General features: G+C 42.1%; 29 protein-coding genes. 24 read left to right on the top strand and 5 right to left on the bottom strand.

Annotation, left to right across the window (positions count from 1 at the left end; all coding sequences use genetic code 11):
• The first annotated feature begins 7 nt into the window (after nt 1-7).
• From ACZ9AO_RS13180 to ACZ9AO_RS13170, 3 genes are read left to right on the top strand one after another with little or no spacing between them, the layout of a single operon-like run.
• Nucleotides 8-250: a YlbE-like family protein gene (locus ACZ9AO_RS13180; RefSeq protein WP_034313959.1), complete on the top strand. Its 243-nt coding sequence runs from the start codon at nt 8-10 to the stop codon at nt 248-250.
• A 60-nt stretch (nt 251-310) separates the two neighbouring features.
• Nucleotides 311-736, top strand: a complete 426-nt coding sequence (locus tag ACZ9AO_RS13175) for a hypothetical protein (protein ID WP_052137469.1) — start codon at nt 311-313, stop codon at nt 734-736.
• A gap of 60 nt (nt 737-796) precedes the next feature.
• Nucleotides 797-1,246, top strand: coding sequence for a YlbF/YmcA family competence regulator (locus ACZ9AO_RS13170; RefSeq protein ID WP_063596543.1), 450 nt, complete (start codon nt 797-799; stop codon nt 1,244-1,246).
• 173 nt (nt 1,247-1,419) lie between these two features.
• Here ACZ9AO_RS13170 and ACZ9AO_RS13165 read toward each other — a convergent pair whose 3' ends face one another.
• Entirely contained in the window at nt 1,420-1,743 is a 324-nt protein-coding gene (locus tag ACZ9AO_RS13165) for a hypothetical protein (protein ID WP_476109212.1), read from the bottom strand.
• A gap of 138 nt (nt 1,744-1,881) precedes the next feature.
• On the opposite strand from ACZ9AO_RS13165, the gene ACZ9AO_RS13160 reads away from it, so the two are divergent.
• Entirely contained in the window at nt 1,882-2,157 is a 276-nt protein-coding gene (locus ACZ9AO_RS13160; RefSeq protein ID WP_048684554.1) for a YlbG family protein, read from the top strand.
• A gap of 54 nt (nt 2,158-2,211) precedes the next feature.
• Here ACZ9AO_RS13160 and ACZ9AO_RS13155 read toward each other — a convergent pair whose 3' ends face one another.
• A complete protein-coding gene (locus ACZ9AO_RS13155; protein ID WP_053534320.1) occupies nt 2,212-2,601 on the bottom strand; it encodes a DUF7147 family protein in 390 nt (129 codons plus the stop codon).
• A 471-nt stretch (nt 2,602-3,072) separates the two neighbouring features.
• Here ACZ9AO_RS13155 and rsmD point away from each other — a divergent pair, with 471 nt between their 5' ends.
• Together rsmD and coaD are read left to right on the top strand one after the other, a co-directional pair.
• Nucleotides 3,073-3,648: a 16S rRNA (guanine(966)-N(2))-methyltransferase RsmD gene (gene rsmD, locus ACZ9AO_RS13150; protein WP_127778618.1), complete on the top strand. Its 576-nt coding sequence runs from the start codon at nt 3,073-3,075 to the stop codon at nt 3,646-3,648.
• The gene (gene coaD / locus ACZ9AO_RS13145; RefSeq protein ID WP_034313942.1) at nt 3,649-4,140 is read left to right on the top strand and encodes a pantetheine-phosphate adenylyltransferase; all 492 of its coding nucleotides are present in this window, start codon (nt 3,649-3,651) and stop codon (nt 4,138-4,140) included.
• 39 nt (nt 4,141-4,179) lie between these two features.
• Here coaD and ylbJ read toward each other — a convergent pair whose 3' ends face one another.
• The gene (gene ylbJ, locus ACZ9AO_RS13140; protein WP_476109211.1) at nt 4,180-5,397 is read right to left on the bottom strand and encodes a sporulation integral membrane protein YlbJ; all 1,218 of its coding nucleotides are present in this window, start codon (nt 5,395-5,397) and stop codon (nt 4,180-4,182) included.
• Between the two features lie 306 nt (nt 5,398-5,703).
• Between ylbJ and ACZ9AO_RS13135 the strand changes: the two genes are divergently transcribed.
• Together ACZ9AO_RS13135 and ACZ9AO_RS13130 are read left to right on the top strand one after the other, a co-directional pair.
• A complete protein-coding gene (locus ACZ9AO_RS13135; protein WP_034313939.1) occupies nt 5,704-6,501 on the top strand; it encodes a patatin-like phospholipase family protein in 798 nt (265 codons plus the stop codon).
• The gene (locus tag ACZ9AO_RS13130) at nt 6,491-7,516 is read left to right on the top strand and encodes a SepM family pheromone-processing serine protease (RefSeq protein ID WP_048684565.1); all 1,026 of its coding nucleotides are present in this window, start codon (nt 6,491-6,493) and stop codon (nt 7,514-7,516) included. The genes ACZ9AO_RS13135 and ACZ9AO_RS13130 overlap by 11 nt, the downstream gene beginning before the upstream one ends.
• 90 nt (nt 7,517-7,606) lie before the next feature.
• Here the strand turns inward: ACZ9AO_RS13130 and ACZ9AO_RS13125 are convergent, their stop codons facing one another.
• Nucleotides 7,607-8,812, bottom strand: coding sequence for a nucleotidyltransferase (locus ACZ9AO_RS13125; protein WP_476109210.1), 1,206 nt, complete (start codon nt 8,810-8,812; stop codon nt 7,607-7,609).
• A gap of 219 nt (nt 8,813-9,031) precedes the next feature.
• Between ACZ9AO_RS13125 and ACZ9AO_RS13120 the strand changes: the two genes are divergently transcribed.
• From ACZ9AO_RS13120 to ACZ9AO_RS13105, 4 genes are all read left to right on the top strand, one after another.
• Nucleotides 9,032-9,553, top strand: coding sequence for a YceD family protein (locus tag ACZ9AO_RS13120; protein WP_048684570.1), 522 nt, complete (start codon nt 9,032-9,034; stop codon nt 9,551-9,553).
• Between the two features lie 65 nt (nt 9,554-9,618).
• Nucleotides 9,619-9,792, top strand: coding sequence for a 50S ribosomal protein L32 (gene rpmF, locus ACZ9AO_RS13115; protein ID WP_034313929.1), 174 nt, complete (start codon nt 9,619-9,621; stop codon nt 9,790-9,792).
• Between the two features lie 70 nt (nt 9,793-9,862).
• Nucleotides 9,863-10,705, top strand: a complete 843-nt coding sequence (locus tag ACZ9AO_RS13110) for an enoyl-CoA hydratase/isomerase family protein (protein ID WP_311292665.1) — start codon at nt 9,863-9,865, stop codon at nt 10,703-10,705.
• A gap of 79 nt (nt 10,706-10,784) precedes the next feature.
• Nucleotides 10,785-11,405, top strand: coding sequence for an RsfA family transcriptional regulator (locus tag ACZ9AO_RS13105; RefSeq protein WP_048684572.1), 621 nt, complete (start codon nt 10,785-10,787; stop codon nt 11,403-11,405).
• 44 nt (nt 11,406-11,449) lie between these two features.
• Here the strand turns inward: ACZ9AO_RS13105 and ACZ9AO_RS13100 are convergent, their stop codons facing one another.
• Nucleotides 11,450-11,938, bottom strand: coding sequence for an N-acetyltransferase (locus tag ACZ9AO_RS13100; protein ID WP_048684574.1), 489 nt, complete (start codon nt 11,936-11,938; stop codon nt 11,450-11,452).
• A gap of 469 nt (nt 11,939-12,407) precedes the next feature.
• Here ACZ9AO_RS13100 and ACZ9AO_RS13095 point away from each other — a divergent pair, with 469 nt between their 5' ends.
• The 12 genes from ACZ9AO_RS13095 (at nt 12,408) to murD (ending at nt 25,820) form a co-directional block, all read left to right on the top strand.
• Nucleotides 12,408-13,292 carry a 2-dehydropantoate 2-reductase gene (locus tag ACZ9AO_RS13095; RefSeq protein WP_476109209.1) on the top strand — a complete coding sequence of 295 codons (885 nt, stop codon included), beginning with the start codon at nt 12,408-12,410 and terminating at the stop codon, nt 13,290-13,292.
• 4 nt (nt 13,293-13,296) lie between these two features.
• Complete coding sequence (locus tag ACZ9AO_RS13090) at nt 13,297-13,689, top strand: DUF3397 domain-containing protein (RefSeq protein WP_476109208.1); 393 nt, start codon at nt 13,297-13,299, stop codon at nt 13,687-13,689.
• Between the two features lie 109 nt (nt 13,690-13,798).
• Nucleotides 13,799-15,427 carry a bacillithiol biosynthesis cysteine-adding enzyme BshC gene (bshC, locus tag ACZ9AO_RS13085; RefSeq protein ID WP_476109207.1) on the top strand — a complete coding sequence of 543 codons (1,629 nt, stop codon included), beginning with the start codon at nt 13,799-13,801 and terminating at the stop codon, nt 15,425-15,427.
• An 86-nt stretch (nt 15,428-15,513) separates the two neighbouring features.
• Nucleotides 15,514-15,648 carry a hypothetical protein gene (locus ACZ9AO_RS13080; protein WP_286676029.1) on the top strand — a complete coding sequence of 45 codons (135 nt, stop codon included), beginning with the start codon at nt 15,514-15,516 and terminating at the stop codon, nt 15,646-15,648.
• A 121-nt stretch (nt 15,649-15,769) separates the two neighbouring features.
• Entirely contained in the window at nt 15,770-16,201 is a 432-nt protein-coding gene (gene mraZ, locus ACZ9AO_RS13075; protein ID WP_034313914.1) for a division/cell wall cluster transcriptional repressor MraZ, read from the top strand.
• A gap of 52 nt (nt 16,202-16,253) precedes the next feature.
• Nucleotides 16,254-17,186 carry a 16S rRNA (cytosine(1402)-N(4))-methyltransferase RsmH gene (rsmH, locus tag ACZ9AO_RS13070; protein ID WP_034313911.1) on the top strand — a complete coding sequence of 311 codons (933 nt, stop codon included), beginning with the start codon at nt 16,254-16,256 and terminating at the stop codon, nt 17,184-17,186.
• Nucleotides 17,187-17,218: 32 nt separating this feature from the next.
• Nucleotides 17,219-17,575 carry a cell division protein FtsL gene (ftsL, locus tag ACZ9AO_RS13065; protein WP_072272701.1) on the top strand — a complete coding sequence of 119 codons (357 nt, stop codon included), beginning with the start codon at nt 17,219-17,221 and terminating at the stop codon, nt 17,573-17,575.
• Between the two features lie 2 nt (nt 17,576-17,577).
• Nucleotides 17,578-19,734, top strand: a complete 2,157-nt coding sequence (locus ACZ9AO_RS13060) for a penicillin-binding protein (RefSeq protein ID WP_476109206.1) — start codon at nt 17,578-17,580, stop codon at nt 19,732-19,734.
• Between the two features lie 112 nt (nt 19,735-19,846).
• On the top strand, nt 19,847-21,769 hold the full coding sequence (locus tag ACZ9AO_RS13055) for a stage V sporulation protein D (RefSeq protein ID WP_251538898.1): 1,923 nt from the start codon (nt 19,847-19,849) through the stop codon (nt 21,767-21,769).
• Between the two features lie 158 nt (nt 21,770-21,927).
• Nucleotides 21,928-23,400 carry a UDP-N-acetylmuramoyl-L-alanyl-D-glutamate--2,6-diaminopimelate ligase gene (locus ACZ9AO_RS13050; RefSeq protein ID WP_476109205.1) on the top strand — a complete coding sequence of 491 codons (1,473 nt, stop codon included), beginning with the start codon at nt 21,928-21,930 and terminating at the stop codon, nt 23,398-23,400.
• An 89-nt stretch (nt 23,401-23,489) separates the two neighbouring features.
• Nucleotides 23,490-24,467: a phospho-N-acetylmuramoyl-pentapeptide-transferase gene (gene mraY, locus ACZ9AO_RS13045; protein ID WP_034313901.1), complete on the top strand. Its 978-nt coding sequence runs from the start codon at nt 23,490-23,492 to the stop codon at nt 24,465-24,467.
• Nucleotides 24,468-25,820 carry a UDP-N-acetylmuramoyl-L-alanine--D-glutamate ligase gene (murD, locus tag ACZ9AO_RS13040; RefSeq protein WP_048684588.1) on the top strand — a complete coding sequence of 451 codons (1,353 nt, stop codon included), beginning with the start codon at nt 24,468-24,470 and terminating at the stop codon, nt 25,818-25,820. It begins immediately after the preceding gene.
• Nucleotides 25,821-25,902 lie beyond the last annotated feature (82 nt).

The raw sequence follows: 25,902 nt of genomic DNA, 5'->3' as shown, positions 1-25,902 counted from the left end.
GTTTTTCATGCGCCAGAATATATATGAATTCATTCAAACAAACGAAGATATGCGAAATTATTTGAGGGTTCAGCCTGCATGGTACAAAAGATTAATGCGTAATCCACATGAAGTGGATGTGTTTGAAACCGAAGCTAAATATTATTTTGAGAAGTCGATTCCACATCGGGTCTCTAAATTTTCGGAAAGCGTTCAGGTTGCCTCAATGATGCTTCATATGTTTCAAGCGATGAATGCTCCAAGTGAATGAAGAAAATAAGAGTAAATTACTCCTTTTGGCGAACAATAAAGGCAAAAGGGGGACGATGGAATGAGAAAGTTGATATTGGCTCTAACAGTGTTGATGGCAGCGACGGGTTGTGGCAAGAAAATACCTGAACCTGAAAACTCAGGAGTAGCCATACAAGGTGTTTCTACACTAGAGGCTGCCACCACTGTATCGAGCATCCAAAACTCAGATGAGGACTTTCGGGTAAAAACATTTGTAAAAGGCAACTCCGTCTATGTTGAGTGCTACTTAAAAAACTATGGTTTTTCTGAATCAAATCCTGAACAATTGGCGACTGTGTCCGTATTTATTGATAATCAAAAGAAAGTCGATATGAAAACGGCAGCATTTATCGTAAAGGATGTCCCGAATGGCATGCATAAAATAAAGCTGGAGATTTTGAATGGTGCAGGTGAAAAAACAGGGCTGCAAAAAGAGATTGAGGTACATATCACTTCCTCGATTTAATCAAACCATTAGCATCTAAAAGGGAGAAATGGTAAAATGGTTGTGGAGGTGAGCTTGTTAATGCTTGCTACTATGGAAATCATCGACATTTTACATCAGGCTGATGGATTAGCTGAAATGATCCTTCATTCTGAAATAGGGGAAGAATACCTCCTTAGTTTATATAAATTACAAAACGACAAAGAGGCCCAGCGGATAATTTCAAAGTTTACTTCGCTTAAGGATCTATTTGAAGATGTTCAAAGGTTCGGTAAATATCATCCGGATTATAAACGCATCAATTTAGAAACGAGGCAAGCTAAACGAGACATGGATATGCATCCTGCCGTTGCAAGGTTTAAGCGGGCGGAGACCGAGTTGCAATCCGTTCTTGATGAAATAAGCGGAAGAATTGGCCGAGCTGTTTCTGAACAGGTCAAAACCCCGGCTGGGAATCCATTTTTTGTTTCATCCGGCGGATGTTCAACGGGAAGCTGCGGAACCGGGGGAAGTTGCGGGTGCTCTGCTTAAGGTAATGGCCAGATTGGGAACATTCAGGGCCGGTATATAACATGCAGCCATCGAAATTCGATATTAATACGGAGTTCGGTGGCTGTGTCATGTTTGGAACCTCGCCGAGACATGGTCATGAACCGATGCATGTTCTTTCATTGTACATATTCCGGATACGTGGCAAAAAGCGATTAACCGCGATATAAAATACAATCCGGACAAAGGTTGCCGCAGCAAAACATCTTTTTCTGCGGCACATAAAAACGATGCCGGAATACATATAAATGTTCTTCCTGCCGTACGAAAATGGTTTCACAATGAAGCTGCTTGCCACGCATTGAAAGGCTTGCGGCTGTTTTTATTAAGAGAGAAAGCTTACCATCATCATTTGGTGCCGGATGATAATGGATATATATAAAGGGGATTCCTGTGAACTTTTTTATCGAAGCTTGGGTAATTTCATCATTATCTAATAGATGATCAATAAATTGATGCCAAATTTGGTTTAAATCCATCGTTTGTTTGGCTCCCTTCACAGTGTATATATTCATAATAGTGAGAGAATTTTGTTTATAATCTTTTTTTCTTGGTTGAAAGTAAAGATTCTGCTATGCTACACTTAGTTAAAACCTTTATAAAAGGGAGTTATTGATATGCTTGGAGCGAGACAGGGAATCATCGTCTATTTACATACATTGAAACAAGCCAAAATGCTTAGGAAATTTGGAAATATCCATTATGTTTCAAAAAAGTTGAAATATGTCGTGCTTTATACGAATATGGATGAAGTGGAACCACTGGTGGAAAAACTGAATAATTATTCGTTCGTTAAAAAGGTGGACCTTTCTTACAAGCCTTTTTTGAAGGTGGAGTTCGAAAACTCCAAACCGGATAAAGCGAAAGAATATGATTATAAAATGGGAATTTGAAAAAAGCTGACTCATGCGGAGTCAGCTTTTTCATTTTCAGGGCAGCAACATCTTTCAACCTAATGGCGGCAGATATCTATTCATTCGCAAAATGCCGATTAAGTGCTGGTAGTACAACTCGATTTCTGCAAAGAGCACCGAAGGTTTCACGTCGATTTCAATAATTGGCCTATCCAGTTCCTCAGCCAAGTTCTCAAAAAGCTCATAGCGTTTGTTTTTGGTGGCATGTGGGTTAGGAATACCTTCACGGCAAATGTAAAGCGGCTGGAATTTCCCGGGATCTGTGGGCTCCATGACGATGACCAATGACGTTACCTTTTTATCATTTATAGTAGTATGCATGGCCAAGAGCCTTGCAACTCGATGTTTCTGATTGCGGCCTACTTCCAGCAACTCATATATATCGGAATATCCTTGTCCAATTTCAATAAAACGTTGAATCAATTAAACCTCTCCTAACTAACTTATTATTCATTACTTTATCATTATCCCTCATAAAAGAGAAGGACAACTTCATTGACGAATGATGATAAAGGAAATTAGAAATAAGTGGTTTATCAATAAAAAAAAGCCCTGCAAAAATATGCAGGGTCCTTCTATGTCTAACTAAGGACCAGAAGGCAAAGGGAGAGGAGAAACCGGAGGAAGAACTTATGGGGAAACGTAAGCCTTCTCCGCGGTTGGCAACAACACCTAAAAAGGAATGTTGTTATTCACATTATTGCCAAAAACCACTTTATTATTCAACATGTAAAAGATTTATAAAAAGAATGGATATCTACTATCCATGGTACGAAATGTTATGTTCTTTTCATCATGGAAATGAAGCCAAATGGGTTTAAATATTGGCTAGCTTTTTCTAATATGTTAGGATAGGAAAGTAACAGAAATTTGTCATAAAATGTGGTGAGAATGATGAGGGTCGTTTCCGGAATTTGCAAAGGAAGACCACTTAAGGCTGTACCGGGTACAGGAACCCGGCCGACTACTGATAAAGTCAAGGAATCCATTTTCAACATGATTGGTCCTTATTTCGAAGGAGGGCTGGTCCTCGACTTGTTTGCCGGAAGCGGTGGACTGGGAATTGAAGCGTTAAGCAGAGGCATGGAAAAAGCCATATTTGTCGACCGGGATTTTAAAGCAAATCAAACGGTTAAGGCTAATTTGGAACTATGCAAGTTTTCAGACCGTGCAGAAGTTTATAAAAATGATTCAGAACGTGCATTAAAGGCTTTGGTGAAAAGGGAAATGACTTTTGATTTGATTTTTCTTGATCCACCTTATAAGAAACAAAAGCTAGTTGAGATTCTTGAAGAAATACATAAATACCGATTGCTGAACGATATGGGATACATTGTTTGTGAGCATGGCCATGATGTTACTTTGCCAGAAAAAGTTGGTGACTTTACCGTTAAGAGAAAAGAAGTTTATGGCGTCATTGCTGTTACGATTTATCAATGGGGAAACGTACACGAACAGGGGGAACTATGAATGTCCAAAATAGCGATTTGTCCGGGGAGTTTTGATCCAATAACATTTGGTCATCTTGATATCATTCAAAGGGGAGCAAATGTTTTTGATGAGGTATATGTGGTCATCGTGAACAATTCAGCGAAAAACTCCCTTTTTACAGTGGAGGAGAGGCTGGAACTGATTACTGAAGCGACTGCCCATATGCCGAATGTAAAAGTGGATTTCTATCAGGGATTGACGGTCGACTATGCTGAAAGCGTTTCCGCGAATGCCATCATCAGGGGATTGAGGGCGACTTCCGACTTTGAATATGAAATGCAGGGAACTTCGATGAACCGATTCCTTAACAATAAAATAGAGTCATTCTTTATCATGACGAAAAATCAATATTCTTTCTTGAGTTCGAGTATCGTGAAAGAGGTAGCGAAGTATGGCGGGGATATTTCCGAACTAGTGCCAAGTGTCGTCCAGAAAGCTCTGGCCAAAAAATACGAGGAACTGAAAGGATAGAAAAAAGAGCATTGCCAACGCGCAATGCTCTTTTTTGGTTTACGAAAGGCCTTTGAATAACCTTTTGGTAAATATGATGATGTATAGGATCAAAAACACGAGTGTTAGAATGGGACCTATTTCAAGCATGCTTTGATATAGGGAATTCACGTGTTCACCGGATCCGCTGACCGGGAATGCGTTTATCGGGCTGCCGCTGTACATTTTGCCTTTATAGAATGGTTCCCAAAGCAGGACGGTGATAATGGATGCAAGAAGGCCATGTGCAATCCTAGCCAGAAAAAAGGGAGTGAAACGAATGTCCGTTGCGGCAATGATGCTGGCAACTTGCGCTTGAATGCTGAACCCGTTGAAAGCTAAGATGAAACTTGTCATCACGGTTTGCTGAAAGAGAGTCGCCTCTTCGACCGTGCTGGTTAATTTTGAACCAAGAGTCATTTCAAACATACCTGATATGAAGGGAAGGCTTAAGGAATCCGGGAAATTAAAAATATGTAGAATTCCTCCGACCCCAGATGCTAGCAATCCGGTGATGTTCATATGAAATAAAAGCTTGTTCACCACAGAAAAGAGAATGATGAACCCCCCGATCATCAATAGGGTTTGGATGGATGAGAGTACTGCATCTCCAAGTAAACTGCCAAATGGTCTTGTTTCTTTTATTCTGGTTTGATGCATTTGACTAAAGGCTTGTCTTATGGAGGGGAGCTTGGTCAGTACTTTTGCATGGGATTTTTCTTCTTTCCAACGGTAAAAACGCATGATGATGCCTACACAAATATTTCCTAGGTAGTGGGAAAGTGCAAGGATGATCCCTAAATGAGGGTTGTGGAAAAAACCAACGGCAACGGCAACGAATAGGAACAATGGATTGGATGAATTAGTAAAACAAACGAGTCTTTCAGCTTCAATGCGGGTCAATTGTTCTTCCTGACGAAGCCTTACAGTGAATTTCGCCCCGGCTGGAAACCCTGATGCAAGTCCCATCGCCCAAACGAAACCGCCCACTCCTGGTACACGGAATAAGGGACGCATAAATGGTTCGAGCAAGACACCAATGAACCTGACAACCCCAAAACTGATTAATAACTCCGAGAAAATCAAGAAAGGCAGAAGCGAAGGGAAAACAATTGTCCACCAAATATTCAGTCCGCCTTTGGAAGCTTCAAAGGATTCTTGGGGGAAGATGATCAAGCCAACTGCCATCATCGTGACGGAGGTAGCTAACAGTACTGTTTTAGATTTTGATTTTAGCAAAATTCAGCCTCCTCTTGAAGGTTACTAAATAAGGGCAGTTCGTTTCGTATATAATAAAATATGAACTTCTTTTTCTTGAAAGTAAGCGCATGATGGAATAAGGATTGTACCGACATGTAAAGAGGGATGATCCGCACAATGGAATTTCCGCGCAGCCCTTCACTTACATTGGCTGCATGGAATATATCTGCCATGCTTGTTTCACTGTCAATATAAATAATATGCTTCTATAAATCCGTTTAAGACCATAACTTTGAATGAGTGTTATTTCAATATTTTGAACTAGTTAAAGCGGGAGGGATATCTTTGTCGAAACCAAAGGTCGGGCTTGCACTTGGGTCAGGAGGAGCTAGGGGGTTTGCACATATTGGCGTGATAAAGGTATTGCAGCAAGAAGGCATTCCGATAGATATGATTGCTGGAAGCAGCATGGGAGCAATGGTTGCAGCCTTTTATGGAGCGGGGTCCGATATCGAGAGGCTGTATAAGTTGTCCCGTGCATTTAAGCGGAAGTATTATTTGGACTTCACCATACCTAAGATGGGCTTCATTTCGGGTAAGCGGACAAAGGATTTAATCAGGGTATTTACATATGGCAAGAAATTTGAAGAACTTGATATTCCTGTGGCGGTGGTAGCCACTGATATAAAAACGGGGGAAAAAGTCATTTTTCAGGAAGGTCCCATCGCACCGGCTGTAAGGGCAAGCATCTCCATTCCCGGGATTTTCATTCCCGAAAGAATCGGAAACAGACTGCTTGTTGATGGCGGCGTAGTTGACAGGGTTCCTGTTTCAGTTGTGAAGGATATGGGAGCAGACATCATAATTGGTGTGGATGTAGCCCACGTGAAACAGGATATGGAGATAAACTCCATATATGACGTCATCATGCAAAGCCTCGATATCTTGCAAATGGAGCTGGTTAAAAGCAGGGAGTTTGCTTCAGACGTCATGATACGCCCCAGGGTTGAGAAATACAGCTCGAAATCATTTACAAACGTACAGGAAATAATTAGTATTGGAGAAGAAGCAGCAAGAGGTAAGATAGATCAAATTAAGCAGAGCATTGTTACTTGGAAGGAGTCCTTTGAAGATGAGCCGTAAAACGTATGTACGCACTTTCCTGGTGGTGGCTATACTTCTCATAGCATCAGCCCTTTATTCCCTACCTTTTTATGTATCGAAACCAGGAATGGCTAAAGAATTGGAGCCAATCATTGAGGTATCCGGAGGAGATGAAGCAAAAGGAAGCTTTATGTTAACCACTGTAAGGATGGGCCGGGCGAATATATATTCCTACATGATGGCGAAGTGGAGCAAATATCAGGAGCTTTATCCGGAAACCTCCATCAGAAGCGAAGATGAAACAGATGAAGAATATAATATCAGGCAGCTCCATTTAATGGATGGTTCTAAAAATAATGCCATTAAGATCGCATATGAAAAAGCAGGGAAAGAAGTCGAATACGAGTACCTGGGTGTATATGTTTTGGACGTGCTAAAAGGAATGCCGGCAGCAAAAGAACTGAAAGCGGGCGATCAAATCATTCAAGTTGATGATGTTAAATTCAAGTCTGCACAGGAATTCATGGACTATATTAACGAAAAGAAGGCTGGAGATGAAGTTAAAATAGTTTATAAGCGGGAAGAGACGGAGAAAACGGCCGTTCTTTCGTTGCAGCCTTTTAAAAATGACCCAAATAGGGTAGGAATCGGCATTTCGCTTGATGACAATCGAAGAGTGACCACAAAACCGGCGATTGCCATAGATTCAGAACATATAGGCGGTCCTTCGGCTGGTTTAATGTTTTCGTTGGAAATTTATAATCAATTAACGAAAGGCGACCTTACAAATGGATATGACATAGCGGGTACAGGGACGATGTCTGATGATGGGACAGTCGGTCCAATTGGCGGAATTCAACAGAAAATTGTTGCAGCCGATAAGTCTGGAGCCGAAATATTCTTTGCCCCGAATGAAAACGGAGCAGCGGGTTCGAATTATGAAGATGCACTCATTGCAGCAAAGGATATTGACACTGACATGAAGATCGTGCCGGTTGACAACTTTGAAGATGCAGTAGCCTATTTAACGAAGCTAAATGGAAAAGAAAAATGAAAAAAAGCGCAGGCAGTCATCTACTGTTTGCGCTTTTTTCATTTTTCTTTTTACACTTAAGGATGAAACGGACCAAGCTTGAATCCTTCTTCATTTGAAAATGACGGGAGATTCATATTCACGTTTCATCAATGCAGCTTGATGCGGCTCGGGCAAGCCCAGTGCATACACCTGTGCCGCTCGCAAGTCCATATCGATGTCCTGCTTCCGATAGGACGAAAGTTTAGAGATGAGAGGGAGGGGCAAGCCTTTTTTTACAGAACGAAGATATTCTTGTCCCCGGCCATTCATGCCAAGAAGTCTGATATAGGCCGGTTGGTCATTATGAATCACCTGTTCCTTGAATGTATGCGTCAATATATGGACACACATCCGCTGCAGCCGTGTCCATGTGTAGCGTTTTGTCTTCAGCGCTGCCATGAATCCAGAAAAGCTCGAAGATTGGTTGGCCATCTCCTTCATTCGGTGCTCTATGCCTTCCTCAACTTCGTATATTCCTGCCAATTCGGTTAAAGAGGAGGAAAGGATACGGTATTTCAACATGGACCAATACATTTCCCAGTCATGCAAGGCATGGTAGTGCGTTAAATATTGCTCAAGGCCACTCATCGTCGCTTGAGGAATGTAACTGGAAACAGAATGTAATTCCTGGTGTTCATGGATGGCTTTACGTATCCCCGTTGCGCTGGCAATAGGGTCTTTGGACAACTTTGTTTCATGGTACCCGGCAGCGACCCTTTGAATCGTATAAGGGCGAATGGAATAGCCGTTTGAAAGGGCAGCACTTACATATTCCTTTCCAAGGATATTATTCGGCTTCGTCAAATCCAATGCCGCATCACCATGGATGATCGAACGATAAGCCTGGGCAGCACTTGCCGGATAACTATTACCGGCATCCATGGCCGATTTGATTGCGGCATCGAATGCAGCGGAATTTTCCGAAAGGATTCTGTGGGCGATGATGAATGGTTCAATTTTGCCATCCTCGCTTCCGAAGCAAAAGGAGTCACAGCCAAGGGATTCCAAAAGAGCAATAGATCCTTTTGCAAATATTTCAGCCTTCTGTGTCGCGAAAGCATATGGCAGCTCAATGACAAGATCAATACCGCCATTCAAGGCCATTTCAGCGCGTGTCCACTTGCTGACGATAGCGGGCTCGCCACGCTGTAAGAAGGGCCCGCTCATAACAGCGACAACAACATCTACACCTGTTTTTTCTCTACTTTCTCTTGCATGTAAAACATGTCCATTGTGAAAAGGGTTATATTCGACTACTAAACCGCAAGCTTTCATTCGTTCACCTCAGAGAAAAACTTTGTATTTTATCAACTTAGTGCTAAAATAGTATTTCAAGTAAAATTACTATAAGTAATCGTCTGGATTTTTTGTTAGAAATGATTCATAAAACTTAGACAATCAGTTAGGATGACTACATTATAGTGTAAAGAAAAAATATTGACAAACTTATAATTGAAAGCTATAATTATTTTTGTTGCCTTGAGGTGATTTCATTTGAAATGGACGATTAGTCAACTTCAAAAAATTCGGGACAAAGATTTACGGTTTGATGAACTGGTGGATGTCTTGGACATTAGAGAAAGAGACCCGCAAATTCGCGATGTTTCTCCGATCAGAGTAGCAGGAAGAGCTGATATCAGCTCGACCGAGATTACTTTTCACTTGCATCTTTCAGGTGAATTAACATTACCTTGCTCCCGTACACTGGTAGACGTTAAATATCCGATTGATATTGATACAAAGGAAACCTTTCTTTTAAAGGCAGATGGCACAGATTTCTACGGAGATGATGTCACTGTTGTGGAAGGCGACGTTGTAGACCTAATACCGGTAATTAAAGAAAATTTATTGCTAGAAATTCCGATGCAGGTTTTTTGTGAGGATGTCGATTCGAATGAAGCTGCTCCTCAATCTGGGAAAGACTGGGCTGTTATTTCCGAAGAGGAAAATGAGCATAAGGTTGATCCGAGATTTGCAAAGCTTGCCGACTTTTTTGACAACAATAAAGAATCTTGATTGGAACGAAAAATCGTTAATCCGATTTTTCCAGCTTTTTTATATTTTTTAAGGAGGTGGGAATAATGGCTGTACCTTTTAGAAGAACGTCGAAAACTGTAAAAAGAAAACGTCGTACGCACTTCAAGCTTCAAGTACCTGGTATGGTAGAATGCCCGAGCTGTGGTGGAATGACTCTTTCACATCACGTTTGTAAAGAATGTGGAACATATAAAGGAAAAGAAGTTGTCGCAAAATAATTTCTTGACCTACTTGAGAGCTTAGCTCTCTTGATGCAACACGCTAATCAAAGCGCAGGGATTTTTCTCTGTGCTTTTTTTACAAATATATTTGGCAGAATATTTCGAATCATTCGCGTTTGCCGATGATTTTGGAGAAGGTGTTTACATGGATCAGGTGATTGAAGTTGAAATGGATAAACGCGGTTTCATGAAGCTCCTATTTAATAGACCGGAGAAAAGGAATGCCGTGAATTATCAGCTGATGGACGAACTTGAGTCGATATTGTCGGAAGCTGCAAGCGATGATGAAGTTAAGTTGCTGGTCCTGACCGGCGCGGGCTCTGAGGCGTTCTGTTCAGGCGGGGATCTAAGGGAATTTCAGGATTTGCATACAGAAGAAGAGGCCTTTTCTATGTTATCGAAAATGGGTGAAATTCTGTATAAACTAGCAGTTTTCCCAAAACCGACAATAGCGCTAATCAATGGAAGTGCTTTCGGCGGCGGATGCGAAATAGCGACAGCTTGTGATTTCAGGTTAGCAAAGAGGGAAGCTAGGTTAGGGTTTGTACAAGGTACTCTAGGAATAACGACTGGCTGGGGCGGAGCTTCGCTTTTACTTGAAAAAATACCAGAGCAAAAAGCGCTAAAGCTATTATTGGATGCAAAAATACATAAAGCTGAGGAAGCGAAGGAACTTGGTTTCGTAGATGAGGTAGTCGGAGAAGGTACGGATGGATGGGAATGGTTTGCGGAAGATTTTCTTCGCCATGAGACAGGGGTATTGATGGCCTATAAACGATTGCTGGTCCATAAATGGCAGGATAGCGGGCTTAAAGGAAGAATGGATGCGGAAATCCGGGAATGTTCCAAACTGTGGGCGAGTGATGAGCACCATGCTGCAGTCGAGCGTTTTCTAAATAAGAAAAAATAAATATTACACGCTCTATATATCTTCTATCTTTCCTAGCATGTGCATATTATGAATTAAAACTTACTAAGGAGGTAGAGAGATGACGATTGCGAGACAAGATGCATGGACTCATGATGAGGATCTGTTGTTGGCTGAAGTGGTACTGAGGCATATACGGGAAGGCAGTACACAATTAAAGGCGTTTGAAGAAGTGGGGAAACAGTTATCAAGGACATCTGCTGCTTGTGGGTTCCGTTGGAATTCCTTTGTTAGGAAGCAATATAAATCAGGGATAGAGCTGGCGAAAAAACAAAGGAAAGAACAGGTAGTCAATAATCCTGAAGTGGAAAGGGATTCGATTGCAGCGGTCGAAAATGTCACGATTGAAGAAATAACGCCCGAGCATGAAGATAAAGAATCTATTACCCTTCAGGAAGTTATATTATATTTAACCAAAATGGATGAATTCTTTCAGCTTGATAATAAGGAAAAAGAACGGATTTCTGAGCGTTCCCTATTTCTTGAACGGGAAAATGTCCGATTACTGGAAGAGAATGTCCTGCTTAAGGAAAACCTGAAAGCTGTTGAGGAAGATTATCGTGCGTTAATGCAGATCATGGAGCGCGCAAGAAAACTTAGTGTCCAGGAGGACGAAAAGGCGAATCCGAAGGTGAGTTTTCAAATGGATAAGAATGGTAATTTGGAAAGGGTCAATAAATAAAAAATGCGGGTGGGAAAATCCGCCCGCATTTTCTTGATGCTTCCTTATTCTTGTGTATCTATTTCTTTCTTATCTTGTATGTCAAATGGGCTCCAAATCAGCGGGTTTTCTCCGAGGTCCCTGTCCAAGTCATAGGAAACAGCAGAAAAACCCATCTTTTTCCAAAAGTCTTGTGAATGGACTCTTGGGTTGGTTTTGATAGGCATGTTCAGGCTTTTGGCGAATTCGACCAAAGCTCTTCCATAACCTTTTTTCTGATAGTTAGGCAGGACTTCAAGTTTCCAAAGAACAAGGAAATCCCTGGAATTGTCAAAATACTGGTCGAATTTAGCGCTTCTTTTATACAGGCTCATGCGAGCTACAAGTTTATCGCCATAAAAGATTCCGTAAAAAGGTGATTGGCTGTCATTTTCGATGATGTTACCCTCTAAATCATCTAGCATGGACAGTTCCTGTATCCCATATTCTTTGAATTTTTTGAATTCCTCAAGCGTTTTAAAATTTACAAGTAATCGTTCAACCTTGTATTCCATAAAAAAGCTCCCCCTTAATTCTGATAAACCTCTTCCGATAGTACCCTTTGAAAGTCATCCCACTGATCTTTTCCATGTGGAATTTCAACTTAGGTTAAATCTAGTATGACATCATCGACTTATCCTAGCTGACTAAATGCTTATAGCCTTATATCCCCCGCCCTTTTCCCTTCAATTTCTCTTGGGGTGAGTTTGGAGTTATCTTTTGTTCCTGTAAAGTCTTCAAAATGGCTAAGCTTTTCGTATCTAATATACCATTAAATTAACACTTAAAGAAGAAAATATATCTTCAATTGCGTATTAATCATTCTTTCCATTGGTATTTTATGACGAGCCATCGTTAATGGCAGTTCCATTGTTTCATTCAATCAGATTGGCTGCGTTTTCCAACGATGGGAAAATTGGTGCAGGCTAAAAAAGATAATGTGATAAAATAGTAAATATATTTAAAAAAGTAAGGAAGGTTATTATGAGAATTGGAATCATTGGCGGAGGGGCCATAGGGCTGCTGTTTGCGTCCCATTTAAGTGAAAAACATAATGTGACTCTCTATACTCATACTGCGGATCAGGCGTCCATCATCCAACGTGATGGAATCCGTCTTATTGCGGATGGTGAAAGCCGACTGCTGACGGGCATCATTTCCAAAGGGCTGGATGAAGGGATATCGGATGTGGATCTTCTAATAGTGGCCGTCAAGCAATATCACCTGCCGCAAATAATGCCTAGGATCAAAGGTATTCAGGTTCCATTGCTATTCTTGCAGAATGGCTATGGGCATATTTCTTATTTAAAGCAGCTTCAATCCCCGACCATATATGTGGGGGTAGTGGAGCATGGAGCATTGAAACATGACGGGAATACCGTGGAGCATACTGGGCTTGGCATTACAAGGATCGCTTCCTTTAGAGGGGAACTTGGGCAACTATCGCTCGTGAATGAAAGGATCGATCATTTTCCTTTTACGACGAGTGAAGATTTTCACTCGATGCTGATGGATAAACTTGTCGTCAATGCGGTGATAAATCCATTAACGGCGATACTTGGTGTGGAAAATGGCGGTTTAATCACTAACTCTTTTCACTACCAATTATTTCAAGATCTTTTTGGGGAAATCTCCGGTATTTTGGAAGTTCAAAATAAGGATGAGTCATTTGAACATGTGAAATCCGTTTGTATGGCAACTGCTGAAAATCGATCGTCCATGCTAAAAGATTTAGAAAATGGCCGTAAAACGGAAATTGATGCCATTTTGGGTCATATCCTCTCGGAGGCAAAGAGTAAAGGGAAAAGTGATTGCCTGACGTCTTCTCTATATAAGATGGTCAAAGGAAAAGAGTCTCAGGGGGGATGAGGATGTGCCGTACGTAGTTTCAAGCCTTGCCGCGATATTTATTACCTTGCCTTTCGTAGGGTATATACTTTTTTTTATAGGTGCCAAACAATTCACTGGAAACCATCGGCGCTCCGTTCAATTTGCAATGGACATGAGTACGCTGCTGTTCGTATTATCCGTCCATTATTTGATCATTACGATTTGGAATATGCAAATTCTTTGGGTGATCATGCTCATCATGATCATCAACGCATTCGTGGTGGTTCTTGTCCATTACAAGGTAAAAGAAGAAATCATTTTCCATAAGGTATTAAAGGGTTTTTGGAGAGTGAACTTCGCCTTATTTTTCGTGGCTTACCTTCTATTGTTTTCCATTGGAATAATTACAAGTATTACGAAGATATTGACTACATAACATAGAACATCGCATCAATTTTCTGCTGCTGGGCAACTTCTTTTGTTTTCTTAAACCGGAATGTTATACTCTAAAAAGAATTGTAGTTGCAGAGAAAGGGAGAACAGAAATGGAGATGAAAGATCTCGCGTTACCATCTTTAAACCGTTTTGCATCGGACTATTTACAAAACCGTTTTGAAACGGAGGATTATTTTCACTATGACTTGTCTAAGCCTGACATTTATCTCAATAGATATGAAGAATTGATGAACCGCTCTTTTTCACGTGATGAATTGTCGGATTACATACAACAATACATGTCTCGTCTTTCATTCAGTGAGGCAGTTAAGGGTAATATTGAAAGGTTGCGCAGGAATGATTCCGTGGTTGTGATTGGAGGACAGCAGGCAGGGTTATTATCAGGGCCGCTATATACCATTCATAAAGTGATATCGATCATTAAGCTTGCGGAAGAACAGGAAAAAAAACTGGGGCAGCCAGTCATTCCGGTTTTTTGGATAGCTGGAGAAGATCATGATTTGGCTGAAGTCAATCATGTTTATGTTATGAAAAACGGAAAACCCGATAAAAAAACCTACCCTTCCTACCAGCCATATAAAACAATGGTTTCTGATGTGGAACTGGAAACGGAAAAGGCAGAGAAGTGGCTTGAGGAAATCATTGAAACATATGGAGAAACGGAATTTACGAACAAACTACTGATTGATATGAAGGAAACCATTAAGAAATCGAATACTTTCGTCGATTTCTTCGCCGAGCTGATTCATGAATGGTTCAAAGAATATGGCCTTTTACTAGTCGATGCCGGAGATCCGGATTTAAGGCGAATCGAGAAGGCATACTTTGAATCGATGGTCAATGAAAGTGGACGGATTGCTGAAGTGGTCGAGGAACAGCAATCATTCATGCATGCAAAAGGGTATGCAAAAATGATTGAAATGGATAAACAGGCCGCTAATTTATTTTATTATGATCCAGAAAAAAAAGATCGATGTTTACTCGAACGTGTAGAAGGCGGTTTCAGCGGAAAAAACGGTGAGGTATCATTTACCGGAGATGAACTCTTGCAGATAGCCAGAAATCATCCAGAACGATTAAGCAACAATGTCATTACACGCCCGCTCATGCAGGAAATGCTTTTCCCTGTATTGGCTTTCGTTTCTGGGCCAGGGGAAATAGCCTATTGGGCAGAATTAAAAAAGGTGTTTGAGTTGTTTTCCATGAAGATGCCGCCAATCATTCCTAGGTTAAACATCACGCTGGTGGAGCGGAGTATCCAAAGCGACCTTGAAGAAATGGAACTCAGTTTGGAAACTGTTCTGACTGAAGGGACCGCTAATGCTGTGGAAAGTTACCTTGATTACGTTAAAGATGAGACGATTGACACCCTGTTCGGGACGCTGAAATCACAGCTTGAAGAGAACCATGAAAAGCTATTTGTCCACGCTGTCTCTTTGGATAGAGGACTCGAGCCAATGTTGAACAAGAACATTGAATTCATTCAAAAGCAATTGAATTTCATGTATGGCAAAATCGGTGACCGTACAAAGGAACGACATTCGGTCATCTTGAAAAAATATGATCGGATAGCAAATTCGCTGTACCCTCTCGAATCACCCCAGGAGAGGATTTGGAATGTGTTTTATTACTTGAATCAATATGGGCCAGAGCTCGTAAGGGATATGATGAAACTGGACTATCGCTTCAATAATCAGCATAAATTGATTTTCATTTAGAAAAACCATCCGTTTTGGGGAAAAGTGGCGGATAGATCATTTTGAATACGGTTGCCACAAACCAATCCTGATGGAGGGATTGAAATGTGAAAAAAAGACAGGTGCTAAAGCCTGTCTTTTTTCTGTTTCCTGAGTACTTGTCAGGCGGGGCTTCGACAGTAATAGTGGGCCTGCGTCTTAGTTTGAGTGCATTCGAGGGAAATGCACGTTTCTTTGAATAATTTGGCTAAATAAACTTAATAAGAAAAGAAGGTAATTTTTACTTGGAAGGAGAAAGTAAAAACAAGTGGAGAAAGGTGGGGGAATGTGGTACATTGAGATTAGAATGTGGGGGTATTGGGTATGTTCATGGGAGAGTACCATCATAACATCGATATAAAGGGCCGTTTGATAGTCCCGGTGAAATTCAGGGAAAATCTCGGGGAGCAATTTGTCCTTACCCGCGGACTCGATCAATGTTTATTTGGTTACCCTATGGAAGAGTGGAAGCTGCTAGAAGAAAAGCTGAAAGCCCTGCCTTTAACAAAAAAAGATGCCCGAGCCTTTACCCGTTTTTTCTTTTCTGCAGCTACAGAATGCGAAATTGATAAACAAGGGCGAATTAATATCCCCACGCCGCTTACTTCATATGGCCAATTGGAAAAAGAATGTGTAATTCTTGGTGTTACCAATCGTATTGAGATTTGGAGCAAATCCCTTTGGGAAAACTATTTTTCAGCTTCGGAGGATTCTTTCGCTGAGATAGCAGAAAATATGATTGGCTTTGATATTTAAGGCTGCCCTCAGAAATAGAGTCACTCAATAACCGATTGGAAGGATGTCTAGCATGTTTCAACATACAACAGTGTTATTAAAAGAGACGGTTGATGGATTGAACATCAAACCTGATGGAATTTATGTGGATTGTACTTTAGGAGGAGCCGGTCACAGCGAATACTTACTTTCACAGCTCTCTGACAAGGGCAGGCTTTATGCTTTTGATCAGGACGAAACGGCGATTCGGAATGCTAAGGAAAAATTGGAAAGCTATGGCGAACGTATTGTTCTTGTTCCTAATAATTTTAAATACTTAAAAGAAGAGTTGAATGCCCGGGGAATCGAGAAAGTGGACGGGATCCTTTATGATTTAGGTGTGTCATCCCCACAATTGGATACACCGGAGCGTGGTTTCAGCTATAACCATGATGCACCTTTGGATATGAGGATGGACCAAAGTGCTGCCATTTCTGCCTATGATGTCGTGAATACCTGGTCATTCCATGATTTGCTGAGAATTTTCTTCCAATATGGAGAAGAAAAGTTTTCGAAACAAATTGCCAGGAAAATTGAAGCGGCACGTGAAATAAAACCGATTGAAACGACGTTCGAACTTGTGGAATTAATTAAGGATGGGATACCGGCCCCGGCAAGACGTAAAGGCGGGCACCCTGCGAAACGAGTGTTCCAAGCAATAAGGATCGCTGTGAATGACGAACTTGGTGTCTTTGAAGATTCCCTGGAGCAGGCCATTTCGCTTTTGGATAAAGAGGGAAGAATATCTGTTATTACATTCCATTCGCTCGAAGATAGAATTTGTAAAACGGTATTTAAAAAGGCCAGTAGCATGCCGGATCTTCCGCCTGGACTTCCAGTTATCCCGGATGAATTCAAGCCAACGATGAAAATAATTACGAGAAAACCGATTTTACCTTCAGAAGAAGAATTGGAAGGGAATAATCGTTCCCGGTCGGCTAAGCTAAGAATCGCCGAAAAGCAATGATTACAGAAAAAAATCAGTGAGGGGGAACATGAATGAGTTCCATAGCCAAAAAAGTACAAGAACAGCAATATGAAGACCAACAGCAGCAACAGACACAGCAAACAGTGGTCATCCGTAAAGCGAAGATATCCATTGGTGAAGTTTTCTTACTATGTGCCCTTGCTATCATGGTCACCTTCATGGGAGTGAAAATAGTCTCTAATCAAGCGGCCATCTATGAAACGAATAAAGAGATCCAGCTAGTGGAAACATCGATTGAAGAACAGGGTAAAGTGAATGATGATTTGAAAGTGCAGGTTGCTGAACTTAGTACATACGAGAGAATTTGGAAAAAAGCTGCAGCGCTAGGGTTCAAGTTAAATGAGAATAATGTGAAGGGTGTGCAGTGATAATGCAGAAACAAAAAAATATGAAGCATGGGGCAGCCGGATTATTCTTCTTATTCGGCCTGCTCTTTTTTGTTTTAGTCTGCCGCTTTTTGTATATTCAGGTGACGGGTACAGCTGGCGGGGAGGTACTGGCTTCGAAAATCGACAAGAAATATGAAAAAAAACAGGTCATAGAAGCAAAAAGGGGAAGCATACTCGATACAAAAGGTGAAGTCATCGCCGAAGATACTTCCTCCTATATCTTAAGGGCAGTACTTAGTGAAAAGGAGCCGGAGCATGTCAAGAATCCGGAGAAGACCGCGAATGAGCTTGCTAAATATATCGACATGGATGAACAGGACATCTATGAAAGACTTACGAAAAAAGGGGCATACCAAGTGGAGTTTGGCAGTGCCGGCAAGGATTTGACTCAGGTCGTCAAGCAGAAAATAGAAAAATTGGAACTGCCGGGAATTACATTCGGAAGGACGAATAAACGTTTTTATCCGAATGGGATTTTCGCCTCCCATCTGATTGGCTATGTAGAAAAGGATGAAGAAACGGGAGAAATGGCTGGTAAGTTCGGCATCGAAAGGTACCTCAATAAAGAATTGCAGGAAACGGATGGGAAGCTGACATATGACAGTGACTCGTGGGGTTTCCTCTTACCGGATAAGAAGGAAAAAGTCGTTGCTCCTGATAATGGCAATGATGTCATGCTTACGATCGACAAGAAAATACAAACGTTTCTGGAAGACTCGATGAGCAAAGTGCAGGAAAAATACGATCCCGAACAAATCATAGCGATTGTCTCCAATCCCAAAACGGGGGAGATTGTGGCGATGGGGCAAAGGCCCACCTTCCATCCGACAACGAAAGTCGGCCTAACGGATACATGGCGTAACCTGGCTATTGAAGAAACCTTCGAACCGGGTTCAACCATGAAAACCTTCACCCTTGCCGCGGCTGTTGAGGAAGGGGTCTTTAATCCGAATGAAAGCTTTGTTGCAGGAACCTATAAAGCCGGATCGGGGAAAATCGGGGATCATAGCGGAATCGAAAGAGGAAAGAGCATGACCTTTCTGGAAGGGGTACAACGTTCCTCGAACGTCGCTTTTGCCACACTTGCAATGGATAAAATAGGAGCCGATACGTTCCGTGAGTATTTGACTAAGTTCGGATTTGATAAAAAAACGGGAATTGACCTGCCAAACGAGATAACCGGAAAAATTCAATACAAGTATAAGCTTGAAAAAGTGACTACCTCCTTTGGACAGGGTTCGACCGTTACACCGATTCAACAAATCCAAGCTGCATCCGCAATAGCCAATGACGGAAAAATGATGCGGCCGTACGTGATAAAAAGCATTTCCGATCAGGATACCGGAAAAATTTTGAAAACGACTAAGCCGAAAGTGACAGGGCAACCGATTTCGGCAGAAACTGCAAAACAAGTACGTGATTATTTGGAAACGGTAATTACCGCGAAAAAAGGAACTGGGAAAAAATATGCCATTGATGGATATCAAGTAGCGGGGAAAACCGGTACTGCACAAATTGCGGGTCCGACAGGTAGATATTTAGAAGGGAAAAATAACTATGTGTTCTCCTTTTTAGGAATGGCTCCAAAAGATGATCCGCAGTTGGTCATGTATGTGGCGGTCAAGCAGCCCAAGTTAGGTGTATCTTATGTTGGGGCTGATCCATTGTCAGAGATATTTAATCCTGTCATGCAAAATAGCCTGCAATATCTAAACATAAAACCCTCTGAAGTTAAAAAACAAAAAGCAAATAAAATCAAAGACTATACGAATCAAACCGAGAGTTCAGCTGTTACAGAACTGAAGGAACTTGGTTATGATGTAAGTACGATCGGAAGTGGACGTAAAGTGCTCGACCAATCCCCGAAAGCGGGGAGTGTACTCTTACAGGGTGAAAAGATAATCCTCAGGACGGACGGCGAAATGAAAGTTCCTGACATGAAGGGATGGTCCTTGCGCGATGTCATGAAATTGGCTAAGGTTGCAAAACTGGATCTGAAAACCGAAGGTACGGGATACGTGAGTAAACAGAGTCTTGAGGCCGGGAAAAAGGTTAATGAAGGGGAAACCTTCAATATTGAATTATCCCAGCCAGATGGGGCTGGTGAAGATATACCGACAAAAGAGAAAACAGAGTGAAGACAAAGAGGGGATCCAATTGGATCCCCTCTTTATTTCTTTCAAATTTTCTAGTCTAGCATCGAGTAGACAAGCATATATTGAAGCATGTATGAAATGGAGGTGCCTGTTTTTGCGTGTTTCGAATGTTACTGTCCGAAAACGGCTGGCAATCGCATTGGCGATCGGAATCGTTGTTTTTTTTATCATTGATATCCGATTGGGAATTGTACAGTTTTATCTAGGGGATAAGTTGACGGGGCTGGCAAAAGATTCCTGGAGCAGGAATATTCCTTTTGAAGCCAAACGAGGAGAAATCCTTGATCGGAATGGTGTCGAGCTGGCAACGAATATATCTGCGCCAACAGTGTATGTCATCCCAAGACAGATTGAGAATCCTGGGGAGACGGCGGAACAGCTTGCTTCAATATTGGATATGACAAAGGAAAAGGCTTATCAATGGTTAACGAAACAGGCGATGAGCGTCAGAATTCCGGAAGGCAGAAAGATATCTCACGAAAAGGCGAAGGAAATTAAGGCATTAGGGATAAAGGGTGTATATATCGCTGAAGATTCAAAGCGCCATTACCCATTTGGTGAATACCTTTCACATGTTCTTGGCTTTACAGGCTCTGACAATCAAGGGTTGATGGGTATTGAATTGTCTTATGATAAGGAACTAAGCGGGGAAAAAGGATTCGTTAAATTTTACTCCGATGCGAAAGGGAAAAGGCTTGAGAATATGGCCGATGACTATAAGCCCCCTGTTGATGGTGATAACTTGAAGCTGACCATCGATAGCAAAATCCAAACAATTGTGGAGAGGGAGCTCGATAATGCGGAGGCGACATATGATCCCGATGGTATAATTGCCATTGCAATGGACCCGAACACAGGGGAAATATTGGCAATGTCCAGCAGGCCAACCTTCGACCCTGCCAATTTTCAAAATGTCCCCTCAGAAGTGTATAATCGTAATTTACCAGTTTGGAGTATATATGAACCAGGATCGACTTTTAAGATCATCACGCTTGCTGCGGCGCTTGAGGAAGGGAAGGTCGACTTACAAAAGGAACATTTTTATGATTCCGGACATGTGGAAGTGTCAGGATCAACGCTGCATTGCTGGAAAAGCGGAGGACATGGGGATCAAACTTTTCTTGAAGTGGTCGAGAACTCATGTAACCCGGGTTTTGTAGAATTAGGGAACCGGCTTGGTAAAGACAAGCTGTTTAAATATATAAATGATTTCGGTTTTGGGCAAAAGACGGGAATTGATTTAACCGGAGAAGGAAAAGGAATCATGTTCAACATGGATCGAGTGGGTCCGGTAGAGCAGGCAACTACTGCGTTTGGACAAGGTGTAGCCGTAACGCCCATTCAGCAGGTGACAGCGGTATCGGCGGCCGTGAATGGCGGGACTTTGTATACACCATATATCGCGAAGGAACTCGTGAATCCAAAAAATGGGGAAGTGCTGATGCGAAAGACCCCTCAGGCGAAGAAAAAGGTGATTTCTGAAGCAACCTCTAAGAAAGTCCGGGAAGCGCTTGAATCCGTTGTCGCCCAAGGAAGCGGTAAAGGAGCATTCGTGGAGTCGTACCGCGTCGGCGGGAAAACGGGTACAGCCCAAAAAGCTGAAAATGGCAGATACCTTGAAAATAATTATATTCTCTCATTCATTGGTGTCGCTCCAGCGGATGATCCGCAAATCGTCGTGTATATAGCTGTGGATAATCCGAAAGGAACGGTACAATTCGGCGGGGTCGTTGCCGCACCGATCGTTGGGAATATCATGGAGGATTCACTTAGGGCCATGGGCATCAAGCCAAGGAAGAACCAGATTGAGAAGGAAACGGTCTGGACGGATCCCGTCATGGTCGAGGTACCCGACGTCGTGGGTCTCAGCAAAAAAGAGTTGCAAACCCAGCTCATCGACCTTAAGCTTGATATTGCCGGAAATGGGGATAAAGTCATAAATCAAGCCCCAGATCCAGGTGTTAAAGTAAAACAAGGCTCTACAATAAGAATTTATCTTGGCGAAAATACAGAATAAGTATAATATAATATATGAATAGTTAAAGCGGCTGAAGAATCATCAGCCGCTTTGTTTACGGAGTCGGGATAACCCCGTATAATTGAAATTGGTTTCTCGACAAGCCAAGGCTAATCACATATAATGAATCCTCAAATTAAGTTGAGAGGGATGGAAAAATGAAGCTTCACAAATTACTATCTTATTTACACTCCTTATTTACGTATGAAGGAGAAAATCCTGAAATCACCTCCATTGAAAATGATAACCGAAAAGTCATAGACGGAAGTTTATTTGTTTGTATAAAAGGTTATACAGTCGATGGTCATGATTTTGCCGAACTTGCTGTAGAGCATGGAGCTGCAGCAGTCATTGCCGAAAGGCCGCTTGACCTCGATGTTCCCGTGATCGTAGTCAGGGATTCGAGCAGGGCGATGGCAGTTCTTGCCGATGCATTTTATGGCCATCCGACTCAAAAGATGCGCTTGATCGGAATTACAGGAACGAATGGAAAGACGACGACCAGTCACTTATTGGAAAAGATTTTCGAGGATCGACATGAAAAAACAGGCTTGATTGGCACGATGTATACAAAAATTGCCGATACGGTATATGAAACCAAGAATACGACGCCAGATAGCGTTACATTGCAGAAGGCTTTTCATGAAATGGCCGAAGCATCCGTCTCCACGGCCATTATGGAAGTTTCATCGCATGCACTTGAGCTTGGGCGCGTCCATGGCTGTGATTATGATATTGCCGTCTTTACGAATCTCACACAGGATCATTTGGATTTTCATAAAACCATGGACAGATACAGGCAGGCAAAATCCTTATTTTTCTCACAGCTTGGCAATGCTTACATAGAAAATCGCCCTAAATATGCTGTGCTTAATGCTGATGATGAGGCAACAGCCGATTTCATAAAAGCGACTGCTGCTACAGTCGTTACATACGGCATAGACAATGAAGCGGATATCAGGGCCAAGGATATAAAAATTGATGCAAATGGCACATCGTTCACCTTGACAGCAGGTAAAGAAGAGCGATACATTCAGCTGAAGCTAATTGGTAAATTCAGTGTTTATAATGTACTCTCTGCCATCTCTGCTGCTTTGTGCGCCGGTAACGATCTGGATGAGACCATTAGATCCATCCAGGATATAAAAGGTGTTGCAGGCCGTTTTGAGCTCATTTCAGCGAATCAGGACTTCCCGGTCATTGTTGACTATGCCCATACTCCGGACAGTTTGGAAAATGTTCTAAAGACTGTTGGTGAGTTTGCTAGAAAGAAAATTTACGTGATAGTGGGCTGCGGCGGGGACCGAGACAAGACAAAGCGTCCAATCATGGCGCAAATTGCATGCAGCTTGGCGACTGACCCGATCTTCACTTCGGATAATCCACGCAGTGAAGATGCTGCCCAGATCCTCCGCGATATGGAAGCTGGTGTAGCAGGCAAAGAATATACGGTTATTGAAGACCGCAGGCAGGCGATAGCTTACGCAGTTTCCAAGGCGGAAGAGGGCGACGTTATATTAATTGCTGGAAAAGGCCATGAAACCTATCAATTGGTCGGTGACGAAGTGCTTCACTTCGATGACCGTGAGGAAGCGGAAAAGGCGATTCAAAGTCGTTTGGGTTCAGTTTGAACCAAGGCTGAAATTGCCCTGCAACAAATAGGAAAAGACATCAAGCAGAATTTTATATTTGAATTGTGTTAGGAATGAGGGAATAAGGAATGTTGGAACAAGTGATTTTTTATACGATTTTGGTGGCGTTTTTAGTAACCGTTCTTCTTTCGCCGATTTTCATCCCGTTTTTAAGAAGATTGAAATTCGGGCAAAGTATTAGGGAAGAAGGCCCGCAATCGCATTTGAAGAAAACGGGAACACCCACCATGGGCGGTTTGGTCATATTATTATCTGTTACCATCGCTACACTGGTCATGACTTTGAAATTTTCGGCACCTTCAACCGAAACGTATTTATTATTATTCGTTACTTTAGGTTTTGGTTTATTAGGTTTCCTTGATGATTTCATCAAAGTGGTCATGAAGCGTAACCTGGGACTGACTTCAAAGCAAAAACTGCTTGGACAAATTGTGATTTCGGTCATCTTTTACTTCGTCTTCAAGCAGACAGACCGTTTTAATCCTGAATTGACGATTCCAGGCACTGACTTTGCTTTTGATTTTGGCTGGTTTTATCTGTTCATCGTTATATTCTGGCTGGTAGGCTTTTCAAATGCCGTCAATTTGACGGATGGGCTTGATGGACTTGTCTCAGGGACATCAGCCATTGCCTTTGGTGCTTTTGCCATTTTGGCCTGGAGTCAGTCACAATATGATGTCGCCATTTTTTCGGTGGCGGTTGTCGGTGCAGTACTCGGATTTTTGGTATTCAATGCACACCCGGCAAAGGTTTTCATGGGGGATACGGGTTCCTTGGCCCTTGGGGGAGCGATCGCAACCATCGCCTTGTTAACGAAGCTTGAAATCCTCCTGGTAATCATTGGCGGAGTCTTCGTCATTGAAACGCTCTCGGTCATCCTTCAGGTAGGATCTTTTAAAACGACTGGTAAACGTATTTTTAAAATGAGTCCGCTTCACCACCATTATGAGCTTTCCGGCTGGTCGGAATGGCGTGTTGTCGTCACTTTCTGGACAGTGGGGCTGCTGTGTGCGGTACTCGGAATCTATTTAGAGGTGTGGATATAATTGAAAGAGACTGCAAAGTATTCAGAGAAAAAGATATTAGTATTGGGTTTGGCAAAAAGCGGAGTGATGGCAGCTTCGCTTCTACATAAATTAGGTGCTTTCGTGACGGTTAATGACATGAAGCCATTATCGGAAAATCCTGAGGCTCAAGGTCTTCTTGAACAGGGAATCAAAGTCATCTGCGGCAGTCATCCAATCGAGCTTCTGGATGAGGGGTTCGAGCTGATCGTGAAAAATCCGGGAATTCCCTATCGGAACCCTATAGTAAAAGGGGCATTGGAAAAAGGGATTCCTGTTATCACGGAAGTTGAACTGGCCTACCAGATAAGTGAAGCACCTTTCATAGGAATCACTGGTACAAATGGGAAAACGACCACGACAACATTGATATACGAAATGTTGAAGTCCGGTGAAAAATCCCCTCTGATTGCCGGTAATATCGGGACAGTGGCATCTGGTGTTGCTGAACATGCAAAACCAGATGACTCGATCGTCATTGAATTATCATCGTTTCAGTTAATGGGAATAGACGAATTTCGTCCTGAAATCTCAATCGTGACAAATTTGTATGATGCACATTTGGATTATCACAGTTCTAAACAGGAATATGTCGAAGCAAAAGCTGCCATCACGAAAAATCAAATAGCATCAGATTTCATGATTTATAATGCAGATCAAGATCTTGTTTTATCCATGGCGAAAGAGACCAAGGCTGAACTTGTTCCTTTTTCAGCTGAAGTGAAACATGAGAATGGAGCATATGTGGAAGATGGTGCCGCCTGTTTCCGAGGGGAAAAAATCATTGAAGTTTCAGAGATAGCCCTTCCCGGGAAGCATAATTTGGAAAATGTGCTCGCCGCCATCTCAGCGGCCAAGCTGAAGGGTGTAACTAATGAAGCCATTCAGACTGTACTGAAAACATTTTATGGTGTGGAACACCGTCTGCAGTTCGTGGCAACGATCGATAACCGTAAATTTTATAATGATTCGAAAGCGACGAACATTCTTGCAGCATCCAAAGCGTTAACATCCTTTACGGAACCTGTCATTTTATTGGCAGGCGGTCTGGATCGCGGAAATGAATTTGATGAGTTGAAACCGGCGATGAAAAATGTCAAAGCCGTGATAACTTTTGGTGAAACGGCGGAAAAAATTGAACGGGTAGCCAAAGAAATAGGAATAGCGAATATAAAACGTGTCGATAATGTAGAAAAGGCCGTGCCGGCTGCATTTGAATTATCAAATGAAGGCGACTGTATTCTTCTCTCCCCGGCTTGTGCAAGCTGGGATCAATATAAAACTTTTGAGCAAAGAGGAGACATGTTTATGGAGGCCGTGCATAAACTTAAGTAAGAGCTTTCGCAGAGAGAAGTGAACCTGCTTCTACGTTGACACCATGAAAAAAAGCGATAATGAGCCGTTATCGCTTTTTTTT

The sequence above is a fragment of the Peribacillus sp. TE19612 genome, assembly GCF_056279465.1.
This window is presented reverse-complemented; position numbering and strand designations above follow the sequence as displayed.

Excerpts from the sequence above, each read along its gene's own strand:
- mraY (WP_034313901.1), top strand. The coding sequence starts at position 23,490 with ATGTTGGAACAAGTGATTTTTTATACGATTTTGGTGGCGTTTTTAGTA.
- ACZ9AO_RS13100 (WP_048684574.1), bottom strand. The coding sequence starts at position 11,938 with ATGGAATACAAGGTTGAACGATTACTTGTAAATTTTAAAACGCTTGAG.
- rsmD (WP_127778618.1), top strand. The coding sequence starts at position 3,073 with ATGAGGGTCGTTTCCGGAATTTGCAAAGGAAGACCACTTAAGGCTGTA.
- bshC (WP_476109207.1), top strand. The coding sequence starts at position 13,799 with ATGGAGATGAAAGATCTCGCGTTACCATCTTTAAACCGTTTTGCATCG.
- mraZ (WP_034313914.1), top strand. The coding sequence starts at position 15,770 with ATGTTCATGGGAGAGTACCATCATAACATCGATATAAAGGGCCGTTTG.
- ACZ9AO_RS13060 (WP_476109206.1), top strand. The coding sequence starts at position 17,578 with ATGCAGAAACAAAAAAATATGAAGCATGGGGCAGCCGGATTATTCTTC.
- rpmF (WP_034313929.1), top strand. The coding sequence starts at position 9,619 with ATGGCTGTACCTTTTAGAAGAACGTCGAAAACTGTAAAAAGAAAACGT.
- ACZ9AO_RS13130 (WP_048684565.1), top strand. The coding sequence starts at position 6,491 with ATGAGCCGTAAAACGTATGTACGCACTTTCCTGGTGGTGGCTATACTT.
- ACZ9AO_RS13165 (WP_476109212.1), bottom strand. The coding sequence starts at position 1,743 with ATGGATTTAAACCAAATTTGGCATCAATTTATTGATCATCTATTAGAT.
- ACZ9AO_RS13170 (WP_063596543.1), top strand. The coding sequence starts at position 797 with ATGCTTGCTACTATGGAAATCATCGACATTTTACATCAGGCTGATGGA.
- ACZ9AO_RS13160 (WP_048684554.1), top strand. The coding sequence starts at position 1,882 with ATGCTTGGAGCGAGACAGGGAATCATCGTCTATTTACATACATTGAAA.
- ACZ9AO_RS13050 (WP_476109205.1), top strand. The coding sequence starts at position 21,928 with ATGAAGCTTCACAAATTACTATCTTATTTACACTCCTTATTTACGTAT.
- ACZ9AO_RS13180 (WP_034313959.1), top strand. The coding sequence starts at position 8 with ATGCGCCAGAATATATATGAATTCATTCAAACAAACGAAGATATGCGA.
- ftsL (WP_072272701.1), top strand. The coding sequence starts at position 17,219 with ATGAGTTCCATAGCCAAAAAAGTACAAGAACAGCAATATGAAGACCAA.
- rsmH (WP_034313911.1), top strand. The coding sequence starts at position 16,254 with ATGTTTCAACATACAACAGTGTTATTAAAAGAGACGGTTGATGGATTG.
- ACZ9AO_RS13175 (WP_052137469.1), top strand. The coding sequence starts at position 311 with ATGAGAAAGTTGATATTGGCTCTAACAGTGTTGATGGCAGCGACGGGT.
- ACZ9AO_RS13095 (WP_476109209.1), top strand. The coding sequence starts at position 12,408 with ATGAGAATTGGAATCATTGGCGGAGGGGCCATAGGGCTGCTGTTTGCG.
- ACZ9AO_RS13105 (WP_048684572.1), top strand. The coding sequence starts at position 10,785 with ATGACGATTGCGAGACAAGATGCATGGACTCATGATGAGGATCTGTTG.
- coaD (WP_034313942.1), top strand. The coding sequence starts at position 3,649 with ATGTCCAAAATAGCGATTTGTCCGGGGAGTTTTGATCCAATAACATTT.
- ACZ9AO_RS13125 (WP_476109210.1), bottom strand. The coding sequence starts at position 8,812 with ATGAAAGCTTGCGGTTTAGTAGTCGAATATAACCCTTTTCACAATGGA.